Below are 18,897 nucleotides of genomic sequence, written 5' to 3' on the forward strand. Positions count from 1 at the left end.
CTTACTGGCCGTAGCGCAGGCGCAGCGCCTCCGGGTAGGGATCAAAGTAGCGCTGCTGCGTCAGCCAGGGGTGCGGATACTGCGACATGTAGTGCTTCAGCATGGTGATCGGCGCCAGCAGCGGCTGCACGCCGCAGCGGTAGCGATCGATCAGCTCCGCCAGCTCCTGACGCTGCGGCGAGCTGAGCTGACGACGGAAATAGCCCTGCGCATGCATCAGCACGTTGGTGTGGTTGCGCCGCGACGCCGGCTGCGACAGCAGCGCCATCATGCGGTTGCGATATTCAAAGGCAAAGGCTTCCAGCGAATCCCACTGGCTCATTGAGGCGACGAACGGACCCAGCTCGCGATATTTTTCCTGCGAATGCGCCAGCATCAGCAGCTTGTAGCGGCTGTGGAAGGCGATCAGCTGCGCGCGCGTCAGGCCACGTTGCCACATCTGATTAAACTCGTGCAGCGCGCAGATGCGGCCGACAAAATTTTCGCGCAGCACCGGATCGTGCAGACGGCCATCCTCTTCCATCGGCAGCCAGGGCATCTCCGCCTTGAGCTTCTCGGCAAATAACCCCATCCCCGCTTTGCGGTTGTTGTTGGTGTCCGGCTCGTAGACGCGCACGCGCTCCATGCCGCAGCTGGGCGACTTGGCGCACAGAATATAGCCGCACAGGTGATGCAGCGATTTAACCCGCTCGGCTGACCAGTCGCGCATCTGATCGGTCATCTCCTTGCCGCCCTCTTTGCTGAAGCAGAGGTGGATCGCTTCATCGCTCTGCTTCACCAGGCGCAGCGCCGGACGCGGCGTCGGCAGGCCTATCGCCATTTCGGGGCAGACGGGTTCAAAACGTACAAAGGGCGCAAGCTCGTTGACGGCGAACGCCAGCCGTTTGTGGCCGCCGTCAAAACGCACTTGTTCTCCCAGCAGGCAGGCACTGATACCCAGCGGAATTTTTACGCTCATACTTGTACAACCTCCGAAATCTTGTAGAGGTTTAAGTGTAGCTGAAAATCGGATGAATAACAGCCTCAACCCGGTGCTGGAGGGGCTTTTCTCTGTGATGCCGCTTCAAAAACAACAAAGCCCGATAGCAACATCGGGCTTTGTTTCAGGACGCCAGCCGGTTACCAGAACAGGCCGCCTGCGGCTTCGGTTTGCGCCAGCCAGACCGGCTTGGCGCTGGTTTTGCACCACATGCGGTGCAGGTAACTGTAAAAACGCGCGCGATCCTGGCGAAACAGCATTACCGGCAGCGCGCCGACGCCCAGCAGGACAACCAGCGCGCGACGCAGCAAGATTTTATACAAAGGATATTTCTGGTACATCAGTGGCCTCCTCTACAGCAGCGTGATGAAATGTGATCTCGCTCAGATATTACGCTGCCCTGTGTAATTTTGCTACTCATCCGACCACTATTTTGCACTTTAACCCCCTTAGATCAAAGAATAGTGAAAGGAAGTTACAGAATGGTTAAACGCATGATCATCTTATGATCCATACGCAGCCCCTGCTTTTGCTGCTACAGTAGCGGCAATTTTTCCGGCATGGAGCAACGCTGCGTGGCCACCGTTTTAATCGTTGAAGATGAGAAAGAGATTCGGCGCTTTGTGCGCCTCGCGCTGGAGGGCGAAGCGCTGAAGGTGTTCGACGCCGATACGCTGCAGCGCGGTCTGATTGAGGCGGCGACGCGCAAGCCCGATCTGGTGATCCTCGATCTGGGATTGCCCGACGGCGACGGACGCGATTTTATTCGTGAGGTGCGTCAGTGGAGCGCCGTGCCGGTGATTGTGCTGTCAGCGCGCGTGGATGAGCAGGATAAGATCGACGCGCTCGACGCTGGCGCGGATGATTATCTGACTAAGCCTTTCGGCATCGGCGAGCTGCTGGCGCGCGTGCGCGTGGCGCTGCGCCGTCATCCCGGCCAGCAGCCGGAGCCGGTGATCCGCTTCGCCGACGTCAGCGTCGATCTGGCGGCGCGGCGCGTGATGCGCGGCGCAGATGAAGTGCACCTGACGCCGATTGAGTTTCGTCTGCTGGCGCTGCTGCTGAATAATATCGGCAAGGTGCTGACCCAGCGTCAGCTGTTAAGCCAGGTCTGGGGGCCGAACGCGGTAGAGCATAGCCACTATCTGCGCATCTATATGGCGCATCTGCGCCAGAAGCTGGAGGCGGATCCGGCGCAGCCAAAGCATCTGCTGACCGAAACCGGCATCGGCTACCGCTTTATGCCATAAAAAAAGCGCCCGATGGGCGCTTGATGCTTGTGTCATCGTGCAGACGCGGATGGCATGGACCGTCGCGCGCGGCATCGCCGCCCGCTCGGCCCAGTACGTTATCAGGCGTTTTTCAGCACTTCGCTGACAATCTCTACCGCTTCTTTCTCGATCTGCGCGCGGTGTTCCGCACCCAGGAAGCTCTCGCAGTAGATTTTGTAGGCGTCTTCGGTGCCTGACGGACGCGCGGCGAACCAGCCGTTTTCCGTCATCACCTTCAGACCGCCGATGGACGCACCGTTGCCCGGCGCCGCCGTCAGACGCGCGGTGATCGGATCGCCCGCCAGCGTGTCAGCGCTGACCATCTCCGGTGACAGCTTCGACAGCGCCGCTTTCTGCGCTGAGGTGGCTGGCGCCTGCAGACGGTTATAGCTCGGCGCGCCAAAGCGCTCAGCCAGCTCGTCGTAGTGCTGCTGCGGGTTCTTGCCGGTGACCGCGGTGATTTCCGCCGCCAGCAGGCAGAGAATGATGCCGTCTTTGTCAGTGGACCAGGCAGAGCCGTCGAAGCGCAGGAAAGAGGCGCCCGCGCTCTCTTCGCCGCCGAAGCCGAAGCTGCCGTCGAACAGGCCGTCAACGAACCACTTAAAGCCCACCGGCACTTCCACCAGCTTACGGCCGATGTCGTTGACCACGCGGTCGATCATCGCGCTGGACACCAGCGTTTTGCCGACGGCGACCTCTTTGCCCCACTGCGGACGATGCTGGAACAGGTAGTTAATGGCAACGGCCAGATAGTGGTTCGGGTTCATCAGGCCTGACGGCGTCACGATGCCGTGACGGTCATAATCTGGGTCGTTGCCGAACGCCAGGTCGAACTTGTCTTTATAGGCCAGCAGACCCGCCATAGCGCACTCGGACGAGCAGTCCATGCGCACCACGCCATCTTTGTCCAGATGCATAAAGCGGAAGGTCTGGTCGATGGCGTCGTTAACGATGGTCAGGTCGAGATTGTAGTGCTCGGCGATGCGCTTCCAGTATTCCATGCCGGAGCCGCCCAGCGGATCGACGCCGAGCTTCAGGCCCGCTTTCTGGATAGCGGCGAAGTCGATCACCTGCGCCAGCCCTTCGACGTACGGCTGGATCAGATCTTTTTCGACGATGCGGCCGCTCGCCCACGCCTGATCCAGCGGCAGGCGTTTCACCTCTTGCAGACCCGCTTTGATCAGCTGATTGGCGCGATCTTCTACCACTTTGGTGACGTTGGTGTCGGCCGGGCCGCCGTTCGGCGGGTTGTACTTGATGCCGCCATCTTCCGGCGGGTTGTGCGACGGCGTGATCACAATGCCGTCCGCCTGCGCCCCGCCCTGCTTGTTATGCTCGAGGATGGCGTTGGAGATAGCGGGTGTCGGCGTATAGCCGTTGTCCTGCTGAACAATGACATCGACGCCGTTGGCAGCCAGCACTTCCAGCACCGACAGGATCGCCGGCTCAGAGAGCGCGTGCGTATCTTTGCCGACGTAGCAAGGTCCGGTAATGCCGTTTTTCTTGCGCTCTTCCGCAATCGCCTGCGCAATCGCCAGAATATGGTGCTCGTTAAAGCTTTGACGTCCTGCGCTGCCGCGATGGCCGGATGTGCCGAATTTCACCGCATGGTCCGGGTTCGCCACGTCGGGCTGCAGGACATAATACTGTGACGTTAACTGTGCAACGTTAATCAAATCGCTCTGCTGGGCGGGTTGCCCGGCACGGGGGTGACTGGCCATTGGCGCTTCTCCCTGACGCTTCAGTTTAAATGGTGCCGCAAACTTTCTCTGCCAGCTCCTGCGGGAACTGCATCGAGACCATGATGTGTTCCACCATGCTGCATTTACGGCCGGTATTGGTATTGGTGATCACCCAGTACGGCGTGCCGGGAACGTGCTTCGGCTTAGTATGGGTGCCATTTTGCAACAGCGTTTGCTCGTCGCCCGCGAAATAGACGCGAGTACGGCCCTGCAGCGACGCAGTGGCTTCAGCAAATGCTGAAGGATCAAGACGATAGAGCGTTGACAGAATCATCATAAAGCGATTGACCGCTTTCTTCTGTTCGGCGTATTCGTCGGACAGCAGCAGCTCACGCACGGCGCGTACGCGATCCTGTGGACGGTTTTCCGCCCGCACCGGCTGGATCGCCTTCTGCGCCGCATCACCTGAGGCTAACGGCGGGGCCGCCGCAGGCGCGCTTTGACCGGCGTTAAATTTTAGCATCCGCCGTAAAATGTCAGAGGCGCTCTCGCCGATATGTTGCGTGTGGCTGGCGATATAGCGGTAGAGGTCTTCGTCAACTTCGATCGTTTTCATCTTTTTCCGTACGGTTTCGACTTATGACAGAACCATGCCAGCCTGGAAATCGCCGTCGGCAAACGCCGGACGGTCGCTGAGCGGGCGGGTTCTAACACAAGGATTATAAAGTTAAATCCAGACGGCCTGATAGCATTCGCACGCTCTGACGGCAAAAGTCGGAATATGCCCTAAAGCCTGCCCTGTCGGCGCGCCCGGAAAGGTGAAAGCATGATAACCTAAGCCGAGGTCCCCATCTTAAGAACTTTGCCATGATTTTAAATGCTCGTTTGCAAACTGACCAATCTGTTGCGGATTCCCTTCCCATCCTGCTTATTCACGGCCTGTTCGGCAGCCTGGACAACCTGGGCGTGCTGGCGCGCGGCTTAAAGGATGCGGGGCCGCTGATTCAGGTCGACGTGCGCAATCACGGCCTCTCGCCGCGCGCCGATGAGATGAGCTATCGCGCCATGGCGCAGGATATGCTCGACACGCTGGACGCGCACCATATCGATCGCGTCGCGGTCATCGGCCACTCCATGGGCGGAAAAATCGCCATGGCGATGAGCGCGCTGGCGCCGCAGCGCCTGGAACGGCTGGTAATGATCGACATCGCGCCGGTGGACTATCAGACGCGCCGCCATGACGAGATCTTCGCCGCCATCCGCGCCGTGAGCGACGCGGGCGTGCGTCTGCGCAGCGAGGCCGCGCAGGTGATGCGCGCCCATATAAAGGAAGAGGGCGTGATTCAGTTTATCCTCAAGTCGTTCCAGGAGGGCGAGTGGCGCTTCAACGTGCCCGCGCTGTGGGAAAACTACGCTACACTATCAGGCTGGGAAGCGGTGCCGGCCTGGCCGCATCCGGCGCTGTTTATTCGCGGCGGGGAGTCGCCCTATCTCGACAATCAGTACCGTGACGCGCTGCTGCGCCAGTTTCCCGCCGCCAGCGCTTACGTTATCAGCGGCGCCGGACACTGGGTGCACGCCGAGAAACCTGATGCGGTATTGCGCAGCGTTCGCCGCTTTTTTGCGCTTTAAAAGCAAAAGCTTGCCGTTCGCGGTTTTGCATTGGCGTCATCACTTCTGCTGGAGTATGATGGCGCGCTAAATTTTGCCGCAGCCGGTTTTTCGCCGCGGCAATCACCTGTATCGTCATCAACGCGCCTGTTCGCGCCTCTAGTTTTACTAAGCCATGGCAAAAGAACACACTGACCGCACCACGCTGGATCTGTTCGCAAACGAGCGTCGTCCCGGTCGACCGAAAACCAGTCCGCTCTCGCGTGATGAACAGCTGCGCATCAATAAGCGCAATCAACTAAAACGCGACAAAGTGCGCGGGCTGCGCCGTGTCGAACTCAAAATGAGCGGCGAAGCCGTGGATGCGCTGAACACCCTGGCCGAGCAACGCAATATCAGCCGCAGCGAACTGATTGAACAGATGCTGCTGGCGCAACTCAAACTGGACTGAACCGCGCAAAGCGCACGCAGAAGCAAATGGCGCGCCTTTTCAAGTTCCGCCCCGTTGCCCGCTCTGCTATCATTCGCTTAATTGTGCGCTCTGCGCATGCATCTCATTATCAGGATTTAAGAGGTTATTGATCCCATGGCAATCGTAGGCATCTTCTTCGGCAGCGATACCGGCAACACCGAAAACATTGCAAAAATGATCCAGAAACAACTGGGCAAAGACGTTGCGGAAGTGCATGACATTGCCAAAAGCACGAAAGAAGATCTGGAAGCGTTCGACATCCTGCTGCTGGGCATTCCCACCTGGTATTACGGCGAAGCGCAGTGCGACTGGGACGATTTCTTCCCGACGCTGGAGGAGATCGACTTCAACGGCAAGCTGGTGGCGCTTTTCGGCTGCGGCGACCAGGAAGACTACGCGGAATATTTCTGCGACGCGATGGGCACCATTCGCGACATTATCGAGCCAAACGGCGCGGTAATCGTCGGTCACTGGCCGACCGAAGGCTACCACTTCGAAGCCTCTAAAGGCCTGGCGGACGACAAGCATTTCCTCGGCCTGGCCATCGATGAAGATCGTCAGCCAGAGCTGACCAGCCAGCGCGTCGACGCCTGGGTAAAACAGATCTATGACGAGCTGCAGCTGCAGGCGATCATCGAAGCCTGATTACCCACATACTCAATGTGGGCGCTGGCTCACATTGAGTTAAAGGTTTTTCCTATAGAAATAATAGCTACAGATTTTTAACTTTTACCGCTGTTTCTGTACAATACCCACATCGGTTATCTGCTTATTTCTTCCGCGAGGTCAGGAAGTTAGCGAGATGATAACGAACCTCCTGCATTTCTCCGCCCGGCGCCGTTACGCATTTCCTTACAGCCCGTGTTGATTTCAGGCGTTTCCCTCGGTTTTCATTTCAATGCTTCGCCTCTATAATGAGACGCAAATGAGAATAGACACCGAACGACATTCAAGGCAAGGCGCCTCAAGTAACCAGCAAAGTAACAGGACACTATCCGCATGACTGACAACAACACCGCATTAAAGAAGGCTGGCCTGAAAGTCACGCTGCCCAGACTTAAAATTCTGGAAGTGCTTCAGGAACCTCAGTGCCATCACGTCAGCGCGGAAGATCTTTATAAACGCCTGATCGATATGGGCGAAGAGATTGGTCTGGCGACCGTTTATCGCGTACTCAACCAGTTTGACGATGCGGGCATTGTGACGCGTCACAACTTTGAAGGCGGGAAATCGGTTTTCGAACTGACCCAGCAGCATCACCACGATCACCTGATCTGCCTCGACTGCGGTAAAGTGATCGAGTTCAGCGACGAATCGATCGAAGCGCGTCAGCGCGACATCGCCACCCGCCACGGCATCAAGCTGACCAACCATAGCCTCTATCTCTATGGCCACTGCGCGCTGGGCGATTGCCGCGAAGACGACACGCTCCACGACCAGTAATATGTGCTATGCAGTAATGCTAAAAGCCGGTATGCATACCGGCTTTTTTTATGGGTGGCGGTCAGGCGACCAGGGTTTCGTGCAGGTAGCGCCAGCGAGGAATGGAGGTGCTGCAGTCGAGGATCGCCAGCGCGATACGCGTTTGATCGCTGCCGTTCATCATCTGCAGTTCGCGATACTGGATAGTCACCTCATCTTTTTGCTGCGAGATCACCGCGTGTTCGCTGGTGGCAATGCGCATGCCTTCGCGCTTCCCCTGCAGCTGACGAAACAGCTCTTCGGTCTGATTCAGGTCGAGCTGCCTGCCCTGCGGCGTGACCATGCGGAAATCGGGATGAAAATGGGAGAGCAGCAGGTGGAAAGTGTCATCTTCGCCTGACGGCTGGTTAAACATACGTTCGATCAGCTGATGTAAAACCACCACGCTGTGTTTTGCTTCCTGACCAAGAGCCGTCATTTGTTATCCTTTATCTGCCCGCATAGCCTCTTTAGAGAGCGGATAGCCTACCTGAAAAAATGAAATTCACATCTGGAAATTGATTAATTTTCATTAACTCAGATAACTGCCAGACTGGTCCGACAAGTTATTATTATCGCCTGTAGCATAAAAACATGCCGGTTCCCTTATGGCAGCCATAAAAAAGGGCGATTGCTCGCCCTGTTATCATTTTATGATGCGGTTAACGCAAAAATTTAATCGCCGATTTTCGCCCAGGTGTCGCGCAGACCCACGGTGCGGTTAAACACCAGCTGGTTCGGACGAGAATAGTGGCTGTCGACGCAGAAGTAGCCTTCGCGCTCGAACTGATAGGGCGCGTCCGGGCTGGCATGCTGCACGCCTGGCTCGACGAATCCCTGACGAATGCTCAGCGAGTCAGGGTTGATGGTAGTGAGGAAATCCTCCGCCGCGCCTGGGTTCGGCACGCTGAACAGGCGATCGTAAAGACGGAATTCCGCCGGCAGCGCATGTTCGGCAGAGACCCAGTGGATCACGCCCTTCACCTTGCGGCCGTCAGCCGGATCTTTGCTCAGGGTATCGACGTCGCAGGTGCAGTAGATGCAGGTGATATTCCCCTCTTCATCTTTAGCAACGCGCTCAGCGCGGATCACATAGGCGTTGCGCAGACGCACCTCTTTGCCCAGCACCAGTCGCTTGTACTGCTTGTTGGCTTCCTCGCGGAAATCCGCGCGGTCGATCCAGACTTCGCGTCCAAAAGGCACATCGCGCGTGCCCATCTCCGGCTTGTTCGGATGGTTCGGCATGGTGATGGTTTCATGATGGCCTGCCGGCAGGTTTTCAATCACCACCTTCAGCGGATCCAGCACCGCCATGGCGCGCGGCGCGTTTTCGTTGAGATCGTCGCGAATGCAGGACTCCAGCGACGCCATCTCCACCACGTTGTCCTGTTTCGTCACGCCGATGCGGCGGCAGAACTCGCGGATAGAGGCAGCGGTGTAGCCGCGACGGCGCAGGCCCGACACGGTCAGCATGCGCGGATCGTCCCAGCCTTCCACCACTTTTTCGCTCACCAGCTGCGTCAGCTTACGCTTCGACATCACCGCATATTCAAGGTTAAGACGCGAGAACTCATACTGACGCGGATGCACCGGAATCGTAATGTTGTCCAGCACCCAGTCATAGAGACGGCGGTTGTCCTGAAACTCCAGCGTACAGAGCGAATGGGTGATGTTTTCCAGCGCATCGGAGATACAGTGGGTAAAGTCGTACATCGGGTAGATGCACCACTTTGTGCCGGTCTGGTGATGCTCGGCGAACTTGATGCGATAGAGCACCGGATCGCGCATCACAATAAAGCTGGAGGCCATATCGATTTTGGCGCGCAGGCAGGCTTTACCCTCGGCGAACTCGCCGTTGCGCATCTTCTCAAACAGCGCCAGGTTCTCTTCCACGCTGCGGTCGCGGTACGGGCTGTTTTTACCCGGCGCGGTCAGGGTGCCGCGATATTCGCGGATCTCTTCCGGCGTCAGTTCGTCGACGTAGGCCAGACCTTTGTTGATCAGTTCAACCGCGTAGTGATAAAGCTGATCGAAGTAATCTGAGGAATAGCGAACGTTACCACTCCACTCAAAGCCCAGCCACTGCACGTCGCGCTTGATCGATTCCACGAACTCCATATCCTCTTTCACCGGATTGGTATCGTCGAAACGCAGATTGCACTGACCCTGATAATCCTGCGCGATGCCGAAGTTCAGGCAGATGGATTTAGCATGGCCAATATGCAGGTAGCCGTTAGGCTCAGGCGGAAAACGGGTATGCACGCTGTTGTGCTTGCCGCTCGCCAAATCTTCGTCGATGATCTGACGAATAAAGTTAGTTGGGCGGGCTTCAGCCTCACTCATCTCTCAATCCTCAATACGTATAGCGGGTGATGTGTACCACGAAGTAACGGAGTATGATCCACAAAGCGTCGCAGGGAAACAACCGGTTTGTTAGGGCGCGAAAACGAAAAAGGCAGGAATCGCTTCCTGCCTGCTTTTTTTTACGTCAACGGAGAGAAGGCGTTAGCCTTTTACCTCGTAAAGCGGGGTTTCACCCGCCACCACCGTGCCGGTCGCCAGCAGCGTCAGCCCGGCGAAATCTTCGCTGTTGCTGACCACCACCGGACTGATCATTGAGCGCGCGCTGGCGTTAAGGAAATCGAGATCCATCTCCAGCACCGTCTCACCCGCCGCTACCGTCGCGCCCTCTTCTACCCGACGGCTGAAGCCTTTGCCGCCCAGCGCCACGGTATCGAGGCCCATATGCACCACGATCTCAATGCCGCTCTCGGTCTCCAGGCAGAATGCGTGGTTAGTGTCGAAGATTTTCACCACCGTTCCCGCAATCGGCGCCACCACGTTTTTGCCGGTTGGCTGGATCGCCAGTCCTTCACCCACCGCCTTGCTGGCGAAGGCTTCGTCAGGTACCTCTTCCAGCGCCACCACCGTGCCGCTGACCGGCGCCAGCAGCGTGGCGAGGGTCTTGCTAGCGGTGACGGGCACCGCCTGAGGCTTCACCGCGACTGGCGCCGCCGCCGGGGCACTGCCCGCCGAGGCGACCGGTCCTTTGGTCAACACTTTCTTCATGGCGGAGGCGATGCTCTCCGCCTGGGTGCCGACAATCACCTGCACGCTCTGCTTGTTGAGGCGGATGACGCCAGAGGCGCCGAGGCGTTTCGCCACCGACTCGTTGACCTGCGCCGAGTCTTTCACGTTCAGACGCAGACGGGTGATACAGGCGTCGATGCCGGTCAGGTTGTCGGAGCCGCCCACCGCGCCGATATAGCGACGCGCCAGCGATTCGGTAGCGCTTTCGCCGTTGTCGGTGTGGTCGACGTTGACGTCGTAGCCGTCGCTTTCATCGCCTGCTACCGCCAGCTCGCGGCCCGGCGTCAACAGGTTGAACTTCTGAATGGTGAAGCGGAACACCACATAATAGAGGGCAAAGAAGACGATGCCCTGCGGGATCAGCATCCACCAGTGGGTCGCCAGCGGGTTACGGCTCGACAGCACCATATCCACCAGCCCGGCGCTAAAGCCAAAACCGGCAATCCAGTGCATGCTGGCGGCGATAAAGACCGAGATGCCGGTCAGCAGCGCGTGGATCACATAGAGCACCGGCGCCACAAACATAAAGGAGAACTCCAGCGGCTCGGTGATGCCGGTGAAGAAGGCGGCAAACGCCGCGGCCAGCATGATACTGCCGACTTTCACGCGGTTTTCCGGACGCGCGCAGTGGTAGATTGCCAGCGCCGCGCCCGGCAGGCCGAACATCATAATCGGGAAGAAGCCCGCCTGATAGCGACCGGTGATGCCGACGATGCCGGTGCCGTTGGCGATAGACTGCGCGCCGCCGAGGAATTTAGGAATATCGTTGATGCCTGCCACGTCGAACCAGAACACCGAGTTCAGTGCGTGGTGCAGGCCAACCGGGATCAGCAGACGGTTAAAGAAGGCATAGATACCTGCACCGACAGAACCCAGTTTCTGAATATGTTCGCCGAAGTTAACCAGAGCGTTAAAGATTACCGGCCAGATATACATCAGGATGAAGGCCACAATGATCATCAGGAAAGAGACGAGGATCGGGACCAGGCGTCGCCCGCTAAAGAAAGACAATGCTTTTGGCAGTTCGACATGGCTGAAGCGGTTATAGACTTCCGCCGACAGGATACCCACCATAATGCCGACAAACTGGTTTTCGATTTTGCCGAAGGCGGCAGGCACCTGATCCAGTGGTATTTTCTGGATCATCGACACCGCTGCTGGAGAGCAGAGCGTAGTGACCACCAGGAAACCAACGTAGCCGGTCAGCGCCGCGGCGCCATCTTTATCTTTTGACAGGCCGTACGCCACGCCGATTGCAAACAGCACCGACATATTTTCAATAATTGCCGCGCCCGACTTGATCAACAGCGCCGCCAGCGCGTTGCTCGCGCCCCAGGCGTCTGGGTCGAGCCAGTAGCCGATCCCCATTAATATTGCCGCCGCTGGCAGAACCGCCACCGGCACCATTAGCGCGCGGCCCACCTTCTGTAAGTAACCTAACATTGTCCTTCCCCCTATGAGACTGGCTTGTCGCCCTGCGCCGCGTGCTTTTTATTGTCAGCTGCAGGGGTTGATAGACACTACACTTCACGATGCGCAGTGTAATGATAAATTAATTCGCCTCGCAAATTATACGCGTCTCTTCTGTGATAATTATCACCAAAAAGCATGGATGATCATCGAGACGACTGGCGATCGAAAGCAACTTATTTTATGATGAAAAATATCAGCACGCAGCGATCGTACAACGCACCAGCCTGAAACTTACACGCTGATGAAGCCGCAACGATGACTGCATTACCCCCTTTTCTTTTTTCAGAACGAGGTGAAACATGCGACTTATTCCTTTGGCCACGCCTGGACAGGTAGGCAAATGGGCAGCCCGCCATATCGTCAACCGCATCAATGCGTTTAACCCGACGGCGGACCGCCCTTTTGTGCTGGGTTTACCGACAGGCGGCACGCCGCTGGAAGCCTACAAGCATCTTATCGAGATGCACAAAGCGGGCCAGGTCAGCTTTAAGCATGTTGTAACGTTTAACATGGACGAGTATGTCGGCCTGCCGAAAGAGCACCCGGAAAGCTACCACAGCTTTATGTATCGCAACTTTTTCGATCACGTTGATATTCAACCAGAAAATATCAATCTTCTGAATGGCAATGCGCCAGATATTGACGCAGAATGTCGCCAGTATGAAGAGAAGATCCGTGCGCTGGGTAAAATTCACCTGTTTATGGGCGGCGTCGGCAACGACGGCCATATCGCCTTTAACGAACCCGCGTCATCGCTGGCCTCACGCACCCGCATTAAAACGCTGACGCACGACACCCGCGTGGCCAACTCGCGCTTCTTTAACGGCGACGTCGATCAGGTGCCGAAATATGCGCTGACCGTCGGCGTCGGCACGCTGCTGGACGCCGAAGAGGTGATGATTCTGGTGACCGGCCATGTCAAAGCGCAGGCGCTGCAGGCGGCGGTGGAAGGCAATGTCAACCATATGTGGACCATCAGCTGCCTGCAGCTGCATCCGAAATCGGTGGTGGTGTGCGACGAGCCCGCTACCATGGAACTGAAAGTGAAAACCGTGAAATATTTCCGCGAAATGGAAGCGGAAAATATGAAAGGTGTGTAAGACGATGTTGTAAACGCCCGCCGTTACGCTGCGGTGGGCTTAGCCGGGAGAACCACGATGTACGCATTAGTAAACGGCCGAATTTATACCGGCCATGAAGTTCTGGATAACCACGCGGTGGTTATCGCCGATGGGCTGATCGCGCGTGTCTGTCCACGCGACGCGCTGCCTGCCGATATCGCGCTGCGCGACGTCTCCGGCGCGCTGATCGCTCCCGGCTTTATCGATTTACAGCTCAACGGCTGCGGCGGCGTACAGTTTAACGACGACATTGACGCGCTGAGCGTCGAGACGCTGGAGATTATGCAGCGCGCCAATGAAAAATCGGGCTGCACCAGCTTTCTGCCGACCTTGATCACCAGCAGCGACGCGCTGATGAAGCGCGCCATCGACACCATGCGCGCCTACAAGCGCCAGCATCAAAATCAGGCGCTCGGCCTGCATCTGGAAGGCCCGTGGCTGAATAAAGCTAAAAAAGGCACCCATAATCCCGATCTGATCCGCCTGCCCGACCCGGCGCTGGTGCGCTATCTGTGCGATAACGCCGACGTCATCACCAAGGTGACGCTGGCGCCGGAAAACGCCGGCGACGCGGTGATCCGTCAGCTCACCGAGGCGGGCATTATTGTCTCGGCGGGCCACTCCAACGCCACCTTCGACGAAGCGAAAGCGGGTTTCCGCGCCGGCGTCACCTTCGCCACCCATCTCTATAACGCCATGCCGACCTTCGCTGGACGCGAACCTGGCCTGATCGGTGCGCTGTTTGATTCGCCTGATGTATACTGCGGCATTATTGCAGATGGTTTACACGTCCATTACGCTAACGTACGCAACGCGAAACGGATCAAAGGCGATAAGCTGGTGCTGGTCACCGACGCCACCGCGCCCGCAGGCGCGCAGATTGATAAATTTATTTTCGCTGGCAAAACAATATACTATCGCAATGGCCTGTGCGTGGATGAGAATGGAACGCTGAGCGGCTCCGCCATCACCATGATTGAATCGGTGCGCAACGCCGTCGAACATGTCGGCATCGCGCTGGATGAAGCGCTGCGCATGGCGACGCTCTACCCGGCGCAGGCAATGGGCGTGGACAAACAGCTAGGCACTGTCGAAGCAGGAAAAGTCGCCAACCTCACTGTTTTTACGCGTGATTTTGAAATCATTAAGACGTTTGTCAACGGAGACGACGTCCTGAGCGAGTAAGCACTGAATGACCACTGGCGGCCAGACACAAATAGGAAATGTCGATCTTGTCAAGCAACTCAACAGCGCGGCCGTTTACCGGCTAATCGATCAGCAAGGTCCCATTTCGCGCATACAGATTGCCGAACTCAGCCAGCTTGCGCCCGCCAGCGTCACAAAAATTACCCGCCAGCTTATTGAGCGCGGCCTGATCAAAGAGGTGGACCAACAGGCTTCCACCGGCGGTCGCCGCGCCATTTCCATCGTCACCGAAACCCGTAATTTTCACACCATCGGCGTGCGGCTCGGCCGCTACGACGCCACCCTGACGCTGTTCGACCTCAGCGGCAAATCGCTGGCGCAGGAAGATTACGCCCTGCCGGAGCGGACTCAGGAGACGCTGGAGCACGCGCTGTTCGCCGCTATCGGCAGCTTTATCGAGGCGCACCAGCGCAAAATCCGCGAGCTGATCGCCATTTCGGTGATCCTGCCCGGCCTGGTCGATCCAATCAACGGCGTTATCCGCTATATGCCGCACATCGCCGTCAGCCACTGGCCGCTGGTGGCCGGCCTGCAAAATCGCTTTCGCGTCACCAGCTTTGTTGGCCACGATATCCGCAGCCTGGCGCTGGCGGAGCACTACTTTGGTGCAAGCCGCGACTGCGCCGACTCGATTCTGGTGCGACTGCATCGCGGCACCGGCGCGGGCATCATTGCCAACGGTCATATCTTCCTTGGCAGCAACGGCAACGTCGGCGAGATCGGCCATATTCAGGTCGACCCGCTGGGTGAGCGCTGCCACTGCGGCAACTTCGGCTGCCTGGAAACCATCGCCGCCAACGGCGCCATTGAAAACCGCGTGCGCCATCTGCTGAGCCAGGGTTATCCCAGCGTACTGACGCAGGAGGCGTGCCAGATGGCACAGATTTGCAAAGCCGCCAACCAGGGCGACGCGCTGGCGTGCGAAGTGATCGAATATGTCGGACGCTATCTCGGCAAGGCGATCGCTATCGCCATCAACCTGTTTAACCCGCAGAAAGTGGTGCTGGCGGGCGAGATCACCGACGCCGAAAAAGTGCTGCTGCCGGCGATAGAGGGCTGTATCAACACGCAAGCGCTCAACGCCTTCCGCAAAAATCTGCCGGTGGTGCGTTCCGAGCTTGATCATCGTTCAGCGATAGGCGCCTTCGCCCTGGCGAAACGCGCCATGCTTAACGGCATTTTGCTGCAACATCTACTGGAAGAGTAATCGCGACCCGGACTGACTCTATGACGATAAAAAGCGTAATTTGCGATATTGACGGCGTGCTGATGCATGACAACACCGCCGTGCCCGGCGCGCAGGAGTTCCTACAGCGCATCCTGGATAAGAAGATGCCGCTGGTGGTGCTCACCAACTACCCTTCGCAGACGGCACAGGACCTGGCGAACCGTTTCGCCAACGCCGGCGTCGAGGTGCCAGACTCGGTGTTTTATACCTCGGCGATGGCCACCGCCGACTTCCTGCGCCGCCAGGAGGGCAAAAAAGCCTATGTGATTGGCGAAGGCGCGCTGATCCACGAACTCTATAACGCGGGCTTTACCATCACCGACGTCAATCCCGATTTCGTTATCGTCGGCGAGACGCGCTCGTTTAACTGGGAGATGATGCATAAGGCCGCCTTCTTCGTCGCCAGCGGCGCGCGCTTTATCGCCACCAACCCCGATACCCACGCGCGTGGCTTTGTGCCTGCCTGCGGCGCGCTCTGCGCCGGGATTGAAAAAATTTCCGGCCGTCGTCCATTCTACGTCGGCAAACCCAGCCCCTATATCATGCGCGCCGCGCTGAATAAGATGCAGGCGCACTCGGAAGAGACGGTGATTGTTGGCGACAACCTGCGCACCGATATTCTGGCCGGCTTCCAGGCGGGCCTGGAGACGGTGCTGGTGCTCTCTGGCGTCTCGAAGCTGAGCGATATCGACGCCATGCCCTTCCGTCCTGACTGGATCTACCCGTCCGTCGCCGATATCGATCTGTTTTAATCGCGCTTTCCTGCGCCGCCTGCTCTCAGGCGGCGCGCCTTTCCTGCTCAACCCTTAACCACTTTCCGCCATTCATTGCCGATCCATCAATAAAACACGTCTTTAATTAGACGATATTCAAGATTAAGGCCTAAGCAACATCCTTTTTATCAGCAAAAGGTGAATATGCTTGCATTGCATGCCTGAAATAGCGCATTTTCTTATACATCACGCAGCCACTGGCTGCCGGACAAGGCAACGATAACATCGCCGACAGGCGAGCTCAGGAGTCAGAATATGTGTTCTATTTTTGGTGTGTTGGATCTGAAAAGCGATCCAGTTGAACTGCGTAAAAAAGCGCTGGAGAGTTCTCGCCTGATGCGTCACCGCGGACCGGACTGGTCTGGCGTCTATGCTGACGATAAAGCGATTCTTGCGCATGAGCGTCTGTCCATCGTCGACGTCAACAACGGCGCCCAGCCGCTGTACAACGCCGATCACACCCATGTTCTGGCGGTTAACGGCGAGATCTACAACCATCAGGCGCTGCGCGCCGAGCTGAGCGATCGCTATCAGTTCCAGACCGGCTCTGACTGCGAAGTCATTCTGGCGCTCTATCAGGAAAAAGGGGTCGACTTCCTCGATGACCTGCAGGGCATGTTCGCCTTTATCCTGTGGGACAGCGCAAAGCAGCAGTATCTGATCGGCCGCGACCATATCGGCATCATCCCGCTCTATATGGGCAACGACGAACACGGCAACCTCTATGTCGCGTCGGAAATGAAAGCGCTGGTGCCGGTGTGCCGCTCAATTAAAGAGTTCCCGCCGGGAAGCTATCTCTCCAGCACCGACGGCGAAATTCGTCGCTACTGGCAGCGCGACTGGATGGAGTACGCCGCGGTTGAGCACAACACCACCGATGCAGCGGGCCTGAAGCACGCGCTGGAAGAATCGGTAAAAAGCCACCTGATGTCAGACGTGCCCTATGGCGTGCTGCTCTCTGGCGGTCTCGACTCCTCAATTATCTCGGCGGTGACCAAACGCTTCGCCGCCAAACGCGTCGAAGATCAGGATAAAAGCGACGCCTGGTGGCCGCAGCTGCACTCCTTCGCGGTCGGTCTGGAAGGTTCGCCGGATTTGAAAGCGGCGAAATCTGTGGCAGAGCACCTCGGCACCGTCCATCACGAAATCCACTTCACCGTGCAGGAAGGGCTGGATGCGATCCGCGATGTGATTTACCACATCGAAACCTACGACGTCACCACCATCCGCGCCTCGACGCCGATGTATCTGATGTCGCGTAAGATCAAGGCGATGGGCATTAAAATGGTGCTCTCCGGCGAGGGCGCCGACGAAGTGTTTGGCGGCTATCTCTACTTCCATAAGGCGCCGAACGCCAAAGAGTTTCACGAAGAGAACGTGCGCAAGCTGCTGGCGCTGCATATGTACGACTGCGCGCGCGCCAACAAAGCGATGTCCGCCTGGGGCGTGGAAGCGCGCGTGCCGTTCCTGGATAAAAAATTCCTCGACGTGGCGATGCGCATCAACCCGCAGGACAAGATGTGCGGCAGCAACGGCAAAATGGAGAAACATATCCTGCGCGAATGCTTCTCCTCTTATCTGCCGGAAAGCGTCGCCTGGCGCCAGAAAGAGCAGTTCTCCGACGGCGTCGGCTACAGCTGGATCGACACGCTGAAAGAGGTCGCGGCGAAGCAGGTCAGCGATCAGCAGCTGGCGACCGCACACTTCCGCTTCCCGTACAACACGCCGGCGTCGAAAGAGGGCTACCTCTATCGCGAAATCTTTGAAGAGCTGTTCCCGCTGCCGAGCGCGGCGGAGTGCGTGCCGGGCGGTCCGTCGGTGGCCTGCTCCTCTGCCAAAGCGATTGAGTGGGACGAAGCGTTTAAGTCGATGGACGATCCCTCTGGCCGCGCGGTGGGCGTGCATCAGTCCGCTTATAAATAAGCAAAATAAGCGATAACAAAATGGGCCTTGCACGGGCCCTTTTTTTTAGCTTTGATGTGGTTACGATCAAAATTTGCCGAATAATTCATCAGCCTGGTTACAAGCCAGACAAACAGGCGCGCGAAGGCGAAAATCGGCAAAAAATGTGTTGACGCTCCACAGCTCAATACGCATAATGCGCCCCGCAACGCCGATGAAGGTAACGCGAAAAAAGATGGCTACGTAGCTCAGCTGGTTAGAGCACATCACTCATAATGATGGGGTCACAGGTTCAAATCCCGTCGTAGCCACCATCTTTTTTGCGGGAGTGGCGAAATTGGTAGACGCACCAGATTTAGGTTCTGGCGCCGCAAGGTGTGCGAGTTCAAGTCTCGCCTCCCGCACCATTTCAGTCTTCGGCAGCCGGATGGGGTATCGCCAAGCGGTAAGGCACCGGTTTTTGATACCGGCATTCCCTGGTTCGAATCCAGGTACCCCAGCCAATCCGATGCGCTCTCGTGGATACGAGTCGACAGATGGGATATCGCCAAGCGGTAAGGCACCGGTTTTTGATACCGGCATTCCCTGGTTCGAATCCAGGTATCCCAGCCACATCGGGGTGTAGTAA

The 18,897-nt window shown here is 57.5% G+C and carries 17 protein-coding genes and 4 tRNA genes; 14 read left to right on the forward strand and 7 right to left on the reverse strand.

The window, feature by feature from the left end; all coding sequences use genetic code 11:
* Position 1: 1 nt before the first annotated feature.
* Both MC269_RS13075 and MC269_RS13080 read right to left on the reverse strand, forming a co-directional pair.
* A complete protein-coding gene (locus tag MC269_RS13075) occupies positions 2–958 on the reverse strand; it encodes a 2-thiouracil desulfurase family protein (protein ID WP_081136317.1) in 957 nt (318 codons plus the stop codon).
* Positions 959–1,119: 161 nt separating this feature from the next.
* Complete coding sequence (locus tag MC269_RS13080; protein WP_239952678.1) at positions 1,120–1,320, reverse strand: DUF2517 family protein; 201 nt, start codon at positions 1,318–1,320, stop codon at positions 1,120–1,122.
* A gap of 234 nt (positions 1,321–1,554) precedes the next feature.
* Here MC269_RS13080 and kdpE point away from each other — a divergent pair, with 234 nt between their 5' ends.
* Positions 1,555–2,229: a two-component system response regulator KdpE gene (kdpE, locus tag MC269_RS13085; RefSeq protein WP_239952679.1), complete on the forward strand. Its 675-nt coding sequence runs from the start codon at positions 1,555–1,557 to the stop codon at positions 2,227–2,229.
* Between the two features lie 101 nt (positions 2,230–2,330).
* Here the strand turns inward: kdpE and pgm are convergent, their stop codons facing one another.
* Together pgm and seqA are read right to left on the reverse strand one after the other, a co-directional pair.
* On the reverse strand, positions 2,331–3,971 hold the full coding sequence (pgm, locus tag MC269_RS13090; RefSeq protein ID WP_081136321.1) for a phosphoglucomutase (alpha-D-glucose-1,6-bisphosphate-dependent): 1,641 nt from the start codon (positions 3,969–3,971) through the stop codon (positions 2,331–2,333).
* Between the two features lie 25 nt (positions 3,972–3,996).
* The gene (gene seqA, locus MC269_RS13095; protein ID WP_081136323.1) at positions 3,997–4,548 is read right to left on the reverse strand and encodes a replication initiation negative regulator SeqA; all 552 of its coding nucleotides are present in this window, start codon (positions 4,546–4,548) and stop codon (positions 3,997–3,999) included.
* Between the two features lie 251 nt (positions 4,549–4,799).
* Between seqA and ybfF the strand changes: the two genes are divergently transcribed.
* The 4 genes from ybfF to fur all read left to right on the forward strand — a co-directional run bounded on the left by ybfF (position 4,800) and on the right by fur (position 7,458).
* Positions 4,800–5,564: an esterase gene (gene ybfF, locus MC269_RS13100; RefSeq protein WP_239952680.1), complete on the forward strand. Its 765-nt coding sequence runs from the start codon at positions 4,800–4,802 to the stop codon at positions 5,562–5,564.
* 154 nt (positions 5,565–5,718) lie between these two features.
* On the forward strand, positions 5,719–5,994 hold the full coding sequence (gene ybfE, locus MC269_RS13105) for a LexA regulated protein (protein WP_081136327.1): 276 nt from the start codon (positions 5,719–5,721) through the stop codon (positions 5,992–5,994).
* Positions 5,995–6,129: 135 nt separating this feature from the next.
* Positions 6,130–6,660, forward strand: coding sequence for a flavodoxin FldA (fldA, locus tag MC269_RS13110; protein WP_081136329.1), 531 nt, complete (start codon positions 6,130–6,132; stop codon positions 6,658–6,660).
* 354 nt (positions 6,661–7,014) lie between these two features.
* Positions 7,015–7,458, forward strand: coding sequence for a ferric iron uptake transcriptional regulator (fur, locus tag MC269_RS13115; RefSeq protein ID WP_081136331.1), 444 nt, complete (start codon positions 7,015–7,017; stop codon positions 7,456–7,458).
* Positions 7,459–7,519: 61 nt separating this feature from the next.
* On the opposite strand, the gene MC269_RS13120 is transcribed toward fur, so the two are convergent.
* From MC269_RS13120 to nagE, 3 genes are all read right to left on the reverse strand, one after another.
* Complete coding sequence (locus MC269_RS13120) at positions 7,520–7,915, reverse strand: hypothetical protein (protein ID WP_081136333.1); 396 nt, start codon at positions 7,913–7,915, stop codon at positions 7,520–7,522.
* Positions 7,916–8,151: 236 nt separating this feature from the next.
* A complete protein-coding gene (gene glnS, locus MC269_RS13125) occupies positions 8,152–9,819 on the reverse strand; it encodes a glutamine--tRNA ligase (RefSeq protein WP_239952681.1) in 1,668 nt (555 codons plus the stop codon).
* Positions 9,820–9,981: 162 nt separating this feature from the next.
* Entirely contained in the window at positions 9,982–12,009 is a 2,028-nt protein-coding gene (gene nagE, locus MC269_RS13130; protein ID WP_239952682.1) for an N-acetylglucosamine-specific PTS transporter subunit IIBC, read from the reverse strand.
* Positions 12,010–12,338: 329 nt separating this feature from the next.
* On the opposite strand from nagE, the gene nagB reads away from it, so the two are divergent.
* From nagB to MC269_RS13175, 9 genes are all read left to right on the forward strand, one after another.
* Positions 12,339–13,139, forward strand: a complete 801-nt coding sequence (gene nagB, locus MC269_RS13135; protein ID WP_081136339.1) for a glucosamine-6-phosphate deaminase — start codon at positions 12,339–12,341, stop codon at positions 13,137–13,139.
* Positions 13,140–13,196: 57 nt separating this feature from the next.
* Positions 13,197–14,345, forward strand: coding sequence for an N-acetylglucosamine-6-phosphate deacetylase (gene nagA / locus MC269_RS13140; RefSeq protein WP_081136341.1), 1,149 nt, complete (start codon positions 13,197–13,199; stop codon positions 14,343–14,345).
* Between the two features lie 7 nt (positions 14,346–14,352).
* Positions 14,353–15,573 (forward strand): N-acetylglucosamine repressor, encoded by a 1,221-nt coding sequence (locus MC269_RS13145; RefSeq protein WP_081136343.1) that lies wholly within the window; start codon positions 14,353–14,355, stop codon positions 15,571–15,573.
* 20 nt (positions 15,574–15,593) lie between these two features.
* Positions 15,594–16,346 carry an HAD-IIA family hydrolase gene (locus MC269_RS13150; RefSeq protein ID WP_239952683.1) on the forward strand — a complete coding sequence of 251 codons (753 nt, stop codon included), beginning with the start codon at positions 15,594–15,596 and terminating at the stop codon, positions 16,344–16,346.
* Between the two features lie 276 nt (positions 16,347–16,622).
* Complete coding sequence (gene asnB / locus MC269_RS13155; RefSeq protein WP_081136347.1) at positions 16,623–18,290, forward strand: asparagine synthase B; 1,668 nt, start codon at positions 16,623–16,625, stop codon at positions 18,288–18,290.
* A 216-nt stretch (positions 18,291–18,506) separates the two neighbouring features.
* Positions 18,507–18,583 (forward strand) — tRNA-Met (locus MC269_RS13160).
* Between the two features lie 8 nt (positions 18,584–18,591).
* A tRNA-Leu gene (locus MC269_RS13165) sits at positions 18,592–18,676 on the forward strand.
* A 21-nt stretch (positions 18,677–18,697) separates the two neighbouring features.
* Positions 18,698–18,772, forward strand: a tRNA-Gln gene (locus MC269_RS13170).
* A 34-nt stretch (positions 18,773–18,806) separates the two neighbouring features.
* Positions 18,807–18,881 (forward strand) — tRNA-Gln (locus MC269_RS13175).
* Positions 18,882–18,897: the final 16 nt, after the last annotated feature.

This window comes from Pantoea sp. Z09 (assembly GCF_022394795.1).
In the GTDB taxonomy this organism is placed as follows: Bacteria; Pseudomonadota; Gammaproteobacteria; order Enterobacterales; family Enterobacteriaceae; genus Pantoea; species Pantoea latae.

What these genes read in the sequence shown, in the direction of transcription:
- MC269_RS13075 (WP_081136317.1), bottom strand. Translation starts at nt 958, where the DNA reads ATGAGCGTAAAAATTCCGCTGGGTATCAGTGCCTGCCTGCTGGGAGAA.
- MC269_RS13080 (WP_239952678.1), bottom strand. Translation starts at nt 1,320, where the DNA reads ATGTACCAGAAATATCCTTTGTATAAAATCTTGCTGCGTCGCGCGCTG.
- pgm (WP_081136321.1), bottom strand. Translation starts at nt 3,971, where the DNA reads ATGGCCAGTCACCCCCGTGCCGGGCAACCCGCCCAGCAGAGCGATTTG.
- seqA (WP_081136323.1), bottom strand. Translation starts at nt 4,548, where the DNA reads ATGAAAACGATCGAAGTTGACGAAGACCTCTACCGCTATATCGCCAGC.
- ybfF (WP_239952680.1), top strand. Translation starts at nt 4,800, where the DNA reads ATGATTTTAAATGCTCGTTTGCAAACTGACCAATCTGTTGCGGATTCC.
- ybfE (WP_081136327.1), top strand. Translation starts at nt 5,719, where the DNA reads ATGGCAAAAGAACACACTGACCGCACCACGCTGGATCTGTTCGCAAAC.
- fldA (WP_081136329.1), top strand. Translation starts at nt 6,130, where the DNA reads ATGGCAATCGTAGGCATCTTCTTCGGCAGCGATACCGGCAACACCGAA.
- fur (WP_081136331.1), top strand. Translation starts at nt 7,015, where the DNA reads ATGACTGACAACAACACCGCATTAAAGAAGGCTGGCCTGAAAGTCACG.
- MC269_RS13120 (WP_081136333.1), bottom strand. Translation starts at nt 7,915, where the DNA reads ATGACGGCTCTTGGTCAGGAAGCAAAACACAGCGTGGTGGTTTTACAT.
- glnS (WP_239952681.1), bottom strand. Translation starts at nt 9,819, where the DNA reads ATGAGTGAGGCTGAAGCCCGCCCAACTAACTTTATTCGTCAGATCATC.
- nagE (WP_239952682.1), bottom strand. Translation starts at nt 12,009, where the DNA reads ATGTTAGGTTACTTACAGAAGGTGGGCCGCGCGCTAATGGTGCCGGTG.
- nagB (WP_081136339.1), top strand. Translation starts at nt 12,339, where the DNA reads ATGCGACTTATTCCTTTGGCCACGCCTGGACAGGTAGGCAAATGGGCA.
- nagA (WP_081136341.1), top strand. Translation starts at nt 13,197, where the DNA reads ATGTACGCATTAGTAAACGGCCGAATTTATACCGGCCATGAAGTTCTG.
- MC269_RS13145 (WP_081136343.1), top strand. Translation starts at nt 14,353, where the DNA reads ATGACCACTGGCGGCCAGACACAAATAGGAAATGTCGATCTTGTCAAG.
- MC269_RS13150 (WP_239952683.1), top strand. Translation starts at nt 15,594, where the DNA reads ATGACGATAAAAAGCGTAATTTGCGATATTGACGGCGTGCTGATGCAT.
- asnB (WP_081136347.1), top strand. Translation starts at nt 16,623, where the DNA reads ATGTGTTCTATTTTTGGTGTGTTGGATCTGAAAAGCGATCCAGTTGAA.